We start from the raw sequence: 12,594 nt of genomic DNA, 5'->3' as shown, positions 1-12,594 counted from the left end.
TTTTGAAGAGCGGATTTTTTTTGATGTCCAAAAAATGCCCGGCTGATATTTTCTTTCGCGTTTTATTTTATACTCCCTGTCAGTTCAAACAAAATATAGGGGCCGTGTTCTGATAAACCTCTTTCTTTGATGGAGAAACCTTTTTGCTGATAAAAAATAACAGCTCTACTATTGTTTTCAAGGCATTTGAGTGTAATTGGTAAATCGGTTATCTGAATGGCAGCTTTTAATAAAGCACTTCCAATACCTTTGCTTTGATAGTCTTGATCTACATACAAATGATGAATGAAACGACTTTTCATCCAGATCGAAATAAATCCAACGATAGTTTCACCAATTCGCGCGACTAAAATTGTTTCTCCTTTGGTTAAGGAGTCAAAATCTTTGAGTTGAAATACTGACGGATCAAGCCAATAAAAAGTAGATCGCCTTTCTTGCAGGAATAAGGTTCTTAAGATGCCATAATCTGTTTTTTCGGCCGGAGTTATTTTCATTCTAAATTTATTTTAGCCTGATTTTGTTTTTTATTGAGTTTTCTGATCCAATAAACAATATAGAATCCGCCAATTGTTCCGGGGATAAACCAACCATAAAAACTAGGGAAAAATTCATTTACAACCACAAAAGCAGTGGTGGCAGAGATATAACCGCCAATCATTTTTCCTAAGTGTAATTTTAGCCACACACTTTTTAGTCTGGTTTTATTTTTAAAAAGCATTAAATCCCTGCTTGAAAAAATCAGTCCAACTAGGCCAAAAGCGGTTAAAACAATATTGATGGATTGATTTACTAACGGATTGTACAGGATCATTATAAGCCCCGTAGCGAGCATAATTCCTGAAATGATTTTATCGTTTTTAAGATTTACATCACTTTTTTTAAAGCGCAAAGCCCTGTAGCCGGTTAGTACAAAATAGGAACTAAAAATTCCGATTGAAAATAAAAACGGACTTTGATGTTTGGGCAGTATCGAAATAATCATGGCGCTTATGGCCGACAGAAGCATGGTATAATAAAAAAGTTTTCCGGATTTTTTATGGATGCTTTTTCCTTTTTTAGATGCTAACGAAAGGAATCCCGAAAGAAGCGCAATGCCGCCAAACAGAGCATGAAAATAGATGAATATTTGTATGAGTTGTTCTTTCTCCATTTAAAATTTAAAGAGTTTTTAGGATTGCTTTTTAATTCAAAGATTGAATATAATACTTTTTTAAATTATTTCAGACGTATTAAAACTCCCTTACGTTTGACAATGTTTTTATAGTCCCACTGAATTTCTCTTGCTTTTTTTAGCCAGCGTTTTAAGTCGGATGGGTTAATTTGGTCGACTGAGGTATAGCGAAATTCTGCTGCTTTGAAAGAACCTTCATTGGCAAGTTGTTCTTCATCAAAAGACTGGCCGCTCCAGAACAATAATCTAACGTTGTTCTTTAGCTTGCTGTAGCCTACAATAGGATTACCCTCTAAAAACCAAACCGGATGCGCGTGCCAGATTTTATTCTCCGCATCCGTAAGGTTTTCGTTGATTAAAGCAGCCAGCCGATTACAGATTTCCCGATCAGTGCTGCTTTGTGCATTGTTATAATCTTGTACGGCTGTATTCATGATGATAAGAGGTTTTAAGTTTTATCGATGTAATGAGCTAAAATACGCTTTTTTTAAGTTTGGTTAGGAGCCTAAGTGGATGTGTTGATTAAAAGTAGTGGTAAATTGCTGTACAAACTCTTTGGTGTATTGTCCGGTAGGATCGAGATCAGGATCTAAAATGGTAATTTCAAGCCCGGTTAATAAATTACTTTGAAAAAGCATTGAAGTTAGTTCGTTAAATTCGGCATAAGTAAGTCCGTCGGGTGTTCTACTGTCGACGCAGGGCATTATGGTGTCGTTCAAAACATCAACATCAATATGCAGCCAGAAACCATCGAGATTTTTATTTTCTATTTCCGAAAGAAATAATTGTACGCTTTTTAAAACACCTTGGTTTCGCAAGTGATCCAGACTAAGGTAGGTAGCAGAAGAGTTGCGAATTTCATTTTCATAGGCATCATCATATTCACGGTTTCCCACACACCAGAGATTTTCTTCTTTGATGTAAGGACGCAGATTTAGAATATTGGTTAGTTTGTCTGCCCCGTTTCCGGTAGCTATCGAGGCTGCCATTCCGCCAACGCCTCCGGTTTCGGACAAGGAAATATTCATAAAATCGGTATGTCCGTCGAGATAAAATAGTCCGTAATTCCCTTTTTGCTTTAAAGCTATAGCAGTTCCTAAAAGTATACTGCAGTCTCCGCCTAAGATAAACGGAAATTTGTTTTGAGAAAGTAAATTGTTTAACAGATAAGCTTGCTCTCTGGCATAATCGATTAGTGAATTGCTGTTGAGAATTTGAGTTTCAGGATCCCGCTTATTTGAATATTTTGGAGGGTCAAGTCTTATACTATTTTTAGGGTGAATGAGTTTATGAAGATGGTGTTTCCATAACCAGTCAGGTAAGTTTTTTACGCCCGGTTCTTTTCCGGGTTGAGGTTCTTTCAAACCCAGATTCGACGGAAATTCAACAATGCATATTTCTTTCATGACCCTTTTTATTTAGTGATAAAGTTATGAAAAATAATCGCGTGTAGAAGTTTGAAACCGCTATGTTTGTACCGTCTTTTTTTGAAGGAAAATAGTGCTTTGAAATATATCTGATTGAAGAATTTTATTCGCAAAATCATCCCTTGTGAACAGTAATTATCAATTTGTTTTTCCTTTGTTCTACATTTACCATCAGTCCTGCCATGAAGCCAAGACGACCAAGCCATTTGCCTTCAAGTATTATTTGTGGAATCGTTATGGTTTTTCTGTAAGCCCGTGCTTGATGCTTTCTATGAATTTTCAGTCGTCTTAAATTTTTCATTTTCCTTGTATCTGTATGTTTTTTTAATGAATATCCAGTAGAATACAAATGTCTTTTGATTTATGGAGAATGTTGTCATATTATAAATTGACAATCCATAATTTTATAGAAACGAGTACAAAAAAAATCCGGCTTGGTTTCACAAGTCGGATTTATTATTTTTTTCTGATGAAAGCAGTAATCAATAAAGAGCACTTTTTTATTCCAGTTTTTTAATAAGCTGAATAGAACCTTCCTGTAAGGCTTTATAATAATCGCCTTTTTTTAGTTCCGGAAGTACATAAGCTGATACGATGTCTTTAATTTCCTGATCGCTCATTTTTGGACGCAGTTTGTTGACACCCTGAATCTGAATTTGTCTCAATTGCTTGCTTAAAACGATTAAAATAGAGGAGTCTATTTTTAATTTAGAAACCAGATACTGTTCAAGGTCTGAAGAATAATCGGTAAGATTGGTGTATGGAGCTATTGAAGAAAGGGTTACAATAGTAATTTTAGTTTTAGTTTTAGTTTCACCGGCTTTCAAAAAGTCGCTCAGATTTTTGGTTTGGCTTGAAGTAAGGATTTTTTCAAAATCATTTACATAATTAGTAGATTTTGCAAAAACATCAGGCGTTTCGGTTTTGGTTTGTGCAATAACCATTGCAGGTAAAAGAAGAGCGAATGTTACTACGAGCACTATTTTTTTCATGGCAGATTTGTTTTGGGTGCCGCAAAATTAATGCTTTATTATTAAAAAAAGGTCTCTTAATGGTTACTATAAATTAATATTTATTTTCATAGAAATTTCAAAAAAAAAGTCCGATTTGCCGAGACAAATCGGACTTTAGATACTAAAAACTACAACAAAGGAATTAAATGTTCCCAGTTGAGTTGTTTTGCAAAGTCAAGGGCGGTCTTGCCATTGTTGGTCTTAACTTTTGTGTCTGCTCCTGATTCCAGTAAAACTTCAACAGAAGTTTTATTTCCTGCAATGGTTTCGCGATGTAAAAAAGTATAACCAAGCTCATCTGTCGCGCTAAGTTCTTCGGGATTATTTTTGACAAAATCAATAAGGCTTTCTTTCATGTTTTTGCTCATTGGATGTTCTATGAGGTTTTCCGGTTTTTCTTTTTGATCTGAAACAACCAGAATATCGTTGTAATCTCCAAATTCTAAACCCCAGGCATTGTCATGATCTTCTCTTTCCTCTTGACTCATTTCTGAACGCATCGCATGTATAGTAAAGGCTCCGTAGGTTTTACCCTGAGATGCATATAGCCAATCGCTTATTTGATTTACAGGAATTTGTACTTCGTCGCCATTATTTACATTGGTTAAATCGTTAGGCTGATTTACTAAGATGCCATAAATGGTATCACCGTCAAAATTGATATCGTTAATCCACATGTGTTCGACGATAGTTTCACCATCAATTTCCTGAGTAAAGGCTAGTTTTACGCAGGCAACGTCAAGTCCCGGAACAATTCGGCGGTATTCCCACGATAATTCTCTCCAAAAATATTTAAAGGTTTCCTGTGCTTTTCGATAGGCTTCGATCATTTTTGGATTTTCTCCGTCAGCAAAGAAGGTAGGTGTGTTTTCCATTAGGTATTATTTTAATTAAGGCTGTAAATGTATTTTAACTCCAAGATAAAATATTTCTGATAAATGGTTTAAAATTTAACAATAAAAAATCCGAATTGAGTTTTTGATACAAAGTGATGTTATTTAATTATGCCTTTGATTTTTCATTATTAATAATAAGTCTGTTTTTGCTTTGTTTGAGAATTAGAATTTCATCGTTAATAAAACTAAGTTTTTCAAGCCATTTGCCTTTATTTTTTAATTTCCTACAAGGTTTTGAAAACCTTGCAGGAGAACTTGGTTATACTGAAAACAATTTAGCGTGAAGGATGGAAGTGGCATCCTTTTATGGCGGGGTTCGCCATAAAAGATACAGCGGACAGCCTGACCCGGAGGGATACGCCATAAAAAAATCCGACTTGCTTTCACAAATCGGATTCTTTTAAATTGAAAATTATATGTAACCGTAAAACGGTATATTTTTACAAGTGAATTACTTCGCCGTAAGCATCAGCAACAGCTTCCATAACAGCCTCACTCATGGTTGGGTGAGGGTGGATAGATTTAAGAATTTCATGACCTGTAGTTTCAAGTTTACGGGCTACAACTGCTTCTGCAATCATATCGGTAACACCTGCACCAATCATGTGGCATCCTAACCATTCTCCGTATTTAGCATCGAAGATTACTTTTACGAATCCGTCTGGAGTTCCGGCAGCTTTTGCTTTTCCTGAAGCTGAGAATGGGAATTTACCAATTTTTAATTCGTATCCTTTTTCTTTTGCTTGTTTTTCCGTTAAACCTACAGAAGCGATTTCTGGAGTTGCATAAGTACAACCCGGAACGTTTCCGTAATCGATTGGGTCTACGTGTAAACCTGCAATTTTTTCTACACAGTTAATTCCTTCAGCAGAGGCTACGTGAGCTAAAGCTTGTCCCGGAGTAACGTCTCCAATTGCATAATATCCAGGGATATTAGTTGCGTTGTAGGCGTTTACCAAGATTTTATCTCTGTCAACAGCGATTCCAACTTCTTCTAAACCGATGTTTTCAATGTTAGTTTTGATTCCAACTGCCGAAAGTACGATGTCAGCTTCAAGAACTTCTTCTCCTTTTGCTGTTTTAACAAAAGCTTTTACTCCCGCACCTGTTGTATCAATACGCTCAACAGATGAGTTGGTCATTACTTTAATTCCGGCTTTTTTCAAAGAACGCTCAAATTGTTTTGAGATGTCTTCATCTTCTACAGGAACTACATTTGGCATAAATTCTACAATAGTAACGTCAGTTCCCATTGAGTTGTAGAAGTGAGCGAACTCAACTCCAATTGCTCCTGAACCTACAATAATCATAGATTTTGGCTGAGTTGGTAAGGTCATTGCCTGACGGTAACCAATTACTTTTACGCCGTCTTGTGGTAAGTTTGGTAACTCACGAGAGCGAGCACCGGTTGCGATGATAATATGATCAGCGCTATATTCAGTAACTTTATTGTCTTTGTCTGTAACGTCAAGTTTTTTACCTGGTTTTAGTTTTCCAAAACCTTCAATAACGTCAATTTTGTTTTTTTTCATTAAGAATTGAACTCCTTTGCTCATTCCTTCAGCAACACCACGGCTGCGTTGAACCACTGCAGGGAAATCTTTGTCGAACTCAGAAACTTTCAATCCATAGTCAGAAGCATGTTTTAGATAATCAAAAACCTGAGCTGATTTTAATAGTGCTTTTGTTGGGATACATCCCCAGTTTAAACATACACCACCTAAGTTTTCTTTTTCAACTACAGCTACTTTAAAGCCTAATTGTGAAGCTCTGATTGCTGTTACATATCCACCGGGACCACTTCCTAAAACAATAACGTCGTATTTCATTTGTTTGGTTTTTAGTATTTATTACCGATAATGAAGTTTAATTCCGAAACTCATTTATCGATTTATTCTTTTGTTATTTGTGCTTGCGAATTTAAGGATTTATTTTAAAAAATACTTTAAAATTTCTTTTCACCCTTGCCGAATTTGATCTTTTCACACAGATATTGAGAAAAGTTATAGAAAAGAATAAAGTTTAATTGGTATTTTATTTTTTTTTAATAACAAAGTAGAGAAAGATGGATCATTAATTTGTTATAAAAAAAAAACACATTTTATTTTTTAAAATGTGTTTTTTAGTGAAATAGGCGAATACTTATTTAATGATGATTTTTTTTACGGTATGTGCTTCAGGGTTTTCGATAAAGATGTAGTAAACTCCTTGGGCTATTCCTTTTAAATCGATGTAATTTTCCTTAGTATCTCCTTTTAAGGATACTACTTTTACAAGTTTACCCAAACTGTCATAGATCGTTGCTTTTGTTACTGAAACGTTTGTAATGTATAACTCGCCATGAGATGGATTTGGATAAATATTGATGTTGTTAAAAACCTGCTCATTTGTTTCTAAAGTACGGCAAGTTGATGAGTATTTTGCGATTTCATCTTTTGCATCTGTCCAGGTAGCAGTTGAGAAAGAAGGATTGTCAACTTTTATACAAGTTAATTGAGTATTGTTTTTTAAATTTAAGTTGACTAAAATACCGTTGTTGCCACTTTGTAAATTCAAATCGGTTAGAAGGTTATTAGAACAGTTTACTTCTATTAGATTAGTGTTTTTTGATAAATCAAGACTTGACAGCTGATTGTTCGAACAGTTAAGATTTGTTAGCAAAGTATTGTTCGATACATCTAAAGTTGTTAACCTGCTAGAGGTTGAAGTCGATTTTTTTAGAATAATTTGTATTCCATTACAATAAAATTCTTTTAATAATTTATTTTTAGAAACATTAACACTAGTCAGCGGATTGTTTGAGACGTCCAGATAGTTTAACTGAGTATTATTCGACATGTCAACTGTAGTAATTAAATTTCCTTTACAGATAAATTTCTCTAAAGCGGTGAAGTTTTCAATTCCTTTTAAATCCGAGATGTTTGAATTTGAAATGTCCAGAACTTTAATATTAGCAATACTGGAGGTGGCAACTTTTCCATTTTTTCCGTCAGTGTCAATACCTGCAGCAATAAGAAAATCTTCAAAATTAGAATCTGTTATCAAGGTACTATTGTTGCAATCTTCGCTAAATTTTGCCTTTGGATCTTTTCTTGTTGACCATTTCTCGTTTGAATAATAAGCATCATCAACCTGAATACAAGTTAAATCAGGGTTGTTTCTAAAATCTATTCTATATAAAATAAAATTAGGATCAGAGCCTGGAAATGGATCAAACCTATAATTATTACCATTTTTTAGGTTTAGATTTACCAGTTTATTGGATTCACATTCAAGCGACCTTAGATTTTTGTTATTAGAAACATCCAGGTTCGTGAGCAGGTTGTTAGCACAATCGAATGTGCCAAGCTTAGTGTTTGCAGAAACATCTAAAACTGTTAATTTATTATTGTCACAGTAAAGGAAGTTTAAATCTATATTTTTTGAAACATTAAGATTGGTGATTAAGTTCGAATTACAGTCAAATGAACTTAGTAACGGATTGTTTGAAATATCGATACTTGTTATCTTATTTTGGTAGACTAACAATCTTGTCAATGCGGTATTTTTGGAAACGTCTATTGATGTTAGCTGATTTGTATTGCATATTAAAGATGTCAAAGCGGTATTGTTTGAAACATCTAGTACATCATATTTATTGTTTCCAGCCCATAGTTCAGTTAATTTTGTATTTAAGCTGATGTTTAAGTTAGAAATTTGATTTGAGGTACAAGTTAATGATGTCAATTTGGTATTTTGCGACACATCAAGATTAGAAACTAAATTATAACCAAGATCTAATTTAGTTAAGGCTTTATTGTTCGAAACATTAAGGTTTGTTAATTTATTTGATGAACATTGTAAAGTGGTTAAGTTTGTATTAGCACTTACATCTAAAGTGCTCAGTTTATTGTAATAACAATTTAAATCAACTAAAGCAGTATTTTTCGATACATCTAAAGTTGTTATAAGATAATTATTGCTACAGTCCAATGTAGTTAAATGGATATTTTTTGTAACATCCAGAGCTTTTAAAGTATAATTTGCCTGACATTTTAATGATGTCAAAGAGGTAAAGTCTTCTAGACCGGTCAAATCTGTAATATTGCTTAGAGAGACATCTAAAGACGTTACGGTTTTAACACTGGAGGTTAATACTCTTCCGTCTGGAGTTCCTGAATCAATTCCCAGCTGAATCAGTTTCTTTTCGAAATTACTGTCAGGAATAAGCGTGTACAGGACAGTCTGACATTCATTTGAGTAATTGGCAGAAGCATCTTTAGCAGCAGACCAGTTTGCCGTAGAATTTACGGCATTATCAACCTGTATACAAGTTAAATTGGGGTTTTCCTTAAAGTCTATGCTTTGCGCTGCAATCAATTGGTTGCGGCCGTTTTTTAGATTTAAGCTTGTTAAAGTCGAATTGTTACAAAATAGCCCAACCATTACCGGATTAGAAGAAATATCCAGTGCCGTAAGTTTTGTGTAATGAGCACTTAGGTAACGTAAAGTTGGAATCTTAGAAATATCAAGCTGTGTAATGTGATTATTGCTGATGTTAAGATTATCCAGTTTTGTGTTTTTAGAAACATTAATTGCGGTCAGTTTATTAACGTTACAGCTTAAAGAAATTAGCAATGGATTATTGGTAACATCCAGATTTGTAATTTTGTTGAATGAGACATCAAGAACAGTCAGTTTTGTATTTTTAGAAACATCAATCGTGGTCAATTTTCCATTTCCACCTGTATCCATGTGTCCAAAATTTCCATGACAAATTAACCATTGTAGTGCTGTAAAATCTTGTATTCCGGTTAGATCAGTAATGGTTGCATTGGTTCCTAAATCTAATTTTGTCACCGAAGAAACGTTTGAAGTCAGTACTTTTCCATCTGGGACACCTGAATCAATTCCCAGGGAAATAAGAGCATTTTCGAAATTGCTGTCAGGAATAAGAGTATATGGACCAGTTTGACATTCATTTGAGTAATTGGCAGAAGCATCTTTAGCTGCAGACCAGTTTGCATTAGAATTTACGGCATTATCAACCTGAATACAAGTTAAGTTAGGGTTTTCTTTAAAGTTTATGCTTTGCGCTGCAATCAATTGGTTTTGTCCATTTTTTAGATTTAAACTTGTTAAAGTCGAATTGTTACAAAATAGCCCAACCATTACCGGATTAGAGGAAATATCCAGTGCCGTAAGTTTTGTGTAATCAGCGCTTAGGTAACGTAAAGTTGGAATTTTTGAAATATCAAGCTGGGTAATATAATTATTGCTGATGTCAAGATTATCCAGTTTTATATTTTGAGAAACGTCAATTTTTGTTAGTTTATTTACGCTGCATTTTAGTGAAATCAGTAAGGGATTCTTGGACACATCTAAAGCTGTAATTTTATTGTATGAGATATCAAGAACAATTAGTTTTGTGTTTTTAGTAACGTCAATAGTAGTCAGTTTTCCATTTCCGCCTGTGTCCATGTGCCCAAAATTTCCATGACAAATTAATCGTTGAAGCGCTGTAAAATCTTGAATTCCGGTTAGATCAGTAATGGTTGCATTGGTTCCTAAATCTAATTTTGTCACCGAAGAAACGTTTGAAGTCAGTACTTTTCCGTCCGGAACACCTGAATCAATTCCTAAGGAAATAAGAGCACTTTCGAAATTGCTGTCAGGAATAAGGGTGTATGGACCTGTCTGGCATTGGTTCGAGTAAATGGCAGAAGCATCTTTGGCAGCAGACCAGTTTACAGTAGAAAATGCTGCATCATCAACCTGTATACAAGTTAAATTTGGATTTCCTGTAAAGGTTATACTCTGAGGTACAATTAATTGGTTTTTACCATTTCTTAGATTTAAACTTGTCAAATCCGAACTTCTACAAAATAATCCAACCAATGCCGGATTAGAGGAAAGATCTAATGTGGTAAGTTTAGTAGATTCGGCAGTCAGAAAACGTAAAGTTGGAATTTTTGAGACATCAAGCGTAGTAATTTGATTACTGCCTACATCGAGATCATCCAGTTTTGTGTTTTGAGAAACATCAATTGCTGTTAATTTATTTACACTACATCTTAAGGAACGCAGTAATGGGTTATGCGTTACATCTAAATTGGTAAGTTGATTAAAAGAGCATTCAAGAATCGTTAGATTTGTATTCTTGGAGACGTCAAGTGTTTTTAGTTTTCCGTTTCCGCCATCGCCTGCACGACCAGTATTTCCTTGGCAAACCAGCCACTCAAGTGCTTTGAAATCTTGTATTCCGGTTAGATCTGTAATGGTTGTATTGGTTCCTAAATCTAATTTAGTGACAGAAGAAACTTTTGAAGTCAGGATTTTTCCATCCGGAACTCCTGCATCGATCCCTAAAGTTATAAGTGCATTTTCAAAGTTGTTGTCGGGAATTATTGTAAATGAATCATTTACACATTCGGTTGAATAATTTGTGGCGGCATCTTTGGCAGCAGACCAGTTTGTAGTAGCATTTACGGCATTGTCGACCTGAATACAGTTTAAATTTGGGTTTCCCTTGAAGTTTATGTCTTGTGCTGAAATTAATTGGTTACTTCCATTTTTTAAATTTAAACTTCTTAAATCTGAATTGTTACAAAATAATCCAACCATATTCGGATTAGATGAAATATCCAGATAGGTAAGTTTAGTGTCATCGGCACTTAGGTAGCGTAAAGTTGGGATTTTTGAAAGATCAAGTTGTATAATTTGATTACTGCTTATGTCAAGATTATTCAGTTTTACATTTTTGGAAACGTCAATTTTTGTTAGTTTATTGACGTTGCAATTTAACGAAACCAGTAAGGGATTATTGGTGACATCTAAATTTATAAGTTGGTTATAGGAGCAATCCAGAGTGGTCAGGTTTACGTTTTTAGAAATATCAAGAATTTTTAATTTTCCGTTCCCACCGTTGATTACCTGACCTGTATTTCCATGACAAATTAGAGTCTGGAGTGCTGTAAAGTCTTGTATTCCGGTTAGATCTGCAATAGTTGTATTAATTCCTAAATCTAGTGTAGTTACAGTAGAAATGTTTGAAGTTAAAACTTTTTTGTCGGGAGTTCCTGAATCAATTCCTAAAGCAATAAGAGCATTTTCGAAATTAGTATCAGGTATTACAGTATAATTAGGGCAGTCGGTAGAATAACTTGTTTGAAGATCCTTTACGTATTCCCAATTCGTACTGGAGTACATTACATTATCAACTTGTATGCATAACAATTGCGGATTGTGTGCTAAATTTAGATTATTGACATTTAAGGATGTATTGTTGCCGTTTTTTATATTGAGATTTACAAGATCGTTAGACTTCAAATTAACATTTTTAAGCTCTTTCTGTTTAGAAAGATCCAAAGTAGTTATTCGGTTGTTTTCGCAATATAAATCTATTAAACCAGTGTTATCGGAAATAGTAAGACTTTTAATCCTGTTATTATTGCAGTTAAGTTCAGTAAGTAAGGTATTGCCGCTAAGGTTTAAAGAATTCAGTATGTTATCTGAACAATACAGTCCCTTAAGTCTTAAATTTTTAGAAGTGTTTAAAGAACTCAGTTTATTTTTAGAACAATTTAACTGTGTTAGAAAAGTATTTTGGGATATATCCAAATAATTTATTTCATTGGATTGGCAGTCTAAATTTTGCAGGCGGGGGTTTTTACTAACATCTAAACTTTGTATTTTATTGGAATGACAAATCAAAGTAGAAAGTTTAGGATTATTAGGAAAGTCTAAACCGATTATTTCATTGTTGGAACAATTCAAAGTCTCAAGATTAGTAAAAGCATGAAGTCCTCTAAGACTTTTAATAGAACTGGAACTCACATCTAAAGAAGTAACAGATGAAATGTTTGAAGTTAGTACCTTTCCATCGAGAACGGTATCTAGTCCGAGAGAGATTAATTTCTGTTCAAAATTTTGGTCAGGAATTAAAGTGGTTTGTGCAAAAGCAGATAAACTGAGTAAACACAGTAAGATAAGTAGTTTTTTCTTCATAAAATTATCCTTGAATTTGGTATACAAGTTTACAATTAATAAAAGTATTAATCCTACTATTCTGCCTTTTTTGACTCTGCTTTTTAATGTTTTGGCGTGAA

General features: G+C 34.2%; 9 protein-coding genes. All 9 read right to left on the bottom strand.

Features of this window, described 5'->3' with window-relative positions:
* Positions 1 to 62: 62 nt before the first annotated feature.
* Complete coding sequence (locus M4I44_RS20430; protein WP_249965920.1) at positions 63 to 494, bottom strand: GNAT family N-acetyltransferase; 432 nt, start codon at positions 492 to 494, stop codon at positions 63 to 65.
* A complete protein-coding gene (locus M4I44_RS20425) occupies positions 491 to 1,150 on the bottom strand; it encodes a DUF2306 domain-containing protein (RefSeq protein WP_249965919.1) in 660 nt (219 codons plus the stop codon). The genes M4I44_RS20430 and M4I44_RS20425 overlap by 4 nt, the downstream gene beginning before the upstream one ends.
* A gap of 65 nt (positions 1,151 to 1,215) precedes the next feature.
* Positions 1,216 to 1,605: a DUF1801 domain-containing protein gene (locus M4I44_RS20420; protein ID WP_249965918.1), complete on the bottom strand. Its 390-nt coding sequence runs from the start codon at positions 1,603 to 1,605 to the stop codon at positions 1,216 to 1,218.
* A 63-nt stretch (positions 1,606 to 1,668) separates the two neighbouring features.
* Positions 1,669 to 2,577, bottom strand: a complete 909-nt coding sequence (locus M4I44_RS20415) for an arginase family protein (protein ID WP_249965917.1) — start codon at positions 2,575 to 2,577, stop codon at positions 1,669 to 1,671.
* 136 nt (positions 2,578 to 2,713) lie between these two features.
* Positions 2,714 to 2,899: a SymE family type I addiction module toxin gene (locus M4I44_RS22660; RefSeq protein WP_173964978.1), complete on the bottom strand. Its 186-nt coding sequence runs from the start codon at positions 2,897 to 2,899 to the stop codon at positions 2,714 to 2,716.
* A 199-nt stretch (positions 2,900 to 3,098) separates the two neighbouring features.
* Positions 3,099 to 3,590 (bottom strand): YgcG family protein, encoded by a 492-nt coding sequence (locus M4I44_RS20410; RefSeq protein ID WP_089076528.1) that lies wholly within the window; start codon positions 3,588 to 3,590, stop codon positions 3,099 to 3,101.
* A 149-nt stretch (positions 3,591 to 3,739) separates the two neighbouring features.
* Positions 3,740 to 4,486, bottom strand: a complete 747-nt coding sequence (locus M4I44_RS20405) for a DUF2314 domain-containing protein (protein WP_249965916.1) — start codon at positions 4,484 to 4,486, stop codon at positions 3,740 to 3,742.
* 461 nt (positions 4,487 to 4,947) lie between these two features.
* Entirely contained in the window at positions 4,948 to 6,336 is a 1,389-nt protein-coding gene (lpdA, locus tag M4I44_RS20400) for a dihydrolipoyl dehydrogenase (RefSeq protein ID WP_017496030.1), read from the bottom strand.
* Between the two features lie 313 nt (positions 6,337 to 6,649).
* On the bottom strand, positions 6,650 to 12,493 hold the full coding sequence (locus tag M4I44_RS20395; protein ID WP_249965915.1) for a T9SS type A sorting domain-containing protein: 5,844 nt from the start codon (positions 12,491 to 12,493) through the stop codon (positions 6,650 to 6,652).
* Between the last annotated feature and the right edge of the window lie 101 nt (positions 12,494 to 12,594).

Source organism: Flavobacterium sp. B183 (assembly GCF_023539155.1).
GTDB lineage: Bacteria > Bacteroidota > Bacteroidia > Flavobacteriales > Flavobacteriaceae > Flavobacterium > Flavobacterium tructae.
Note: the sequence above shows the minus strand (reverse complement) of the source record. Positions and strands in the feature narration are given on the sequence as shown.

Bases quoted from the DNA above. Each gene is read 5' to 3' on its own strand.
- M4I44_RS20430 (WP_249965920.1), bottom strand. From the start codon at position 494: ATGAAAATAACTCCGGCCGAAAAAACAGATTATGGCATCTTAAGAACC.
- M4I44_RS20425 (WP_249965919.1), bottom strand. From the start codon at position 1,150: ATGGAGAAAGAACAACTCATACAAATATTCATCTATTTTCATGCTCTG.
- M4I44_RS20420 (WP_249965918.1), bottom strand. From the start codon at position 1,605: ATGAATACAGCCGTACAAGATTATAACAATGCACAAAGCAGCACTGAT.
- M4I44_RS20415 (WP_249965917.1), bottom strand. From the start codon at position 2,577: ATGAAAGAAATATGCATTGTTGAATTTCCGTCGAATCTGGGTTTGAAA.
- M4I44_RS22660 (WP_173964978.1), bottom strand. From the start codon at position 2,899: ATGAAAAATTTAAGACGACTGAAAATTCATAGAAAGCATCAAGCACGG.
- M4I44_RS20410 (WP_089076528.1), bottom strand. From the start codon at position 3,590: ATGAAAAAAATAGTGCTCGTAGTAACATTCGCTCTTCTTTTACCTGCA.
- M4I44_RS20405 (WP_249965916.1), bottom strand. From the start codon at position 4,486: ATGGAAAACACACCTACCTTCTTTGCTGACGGAGAAAATCCAAAAATG.
- lpdA (WP_017496030.1), bottom strand. From the start codon at position 6,336: ATGAAATACGACGTTATTGTTTTAGGAAGTGGTCCCGGTGGATATGTA.
- M4I44_RS20395 (WP_249965915.1), bottom strand. From the start codon at position 12,493: ATGAAGAAAAAACTACTTATCTTACTGTGTTTACTCAGTTTATCTGCT.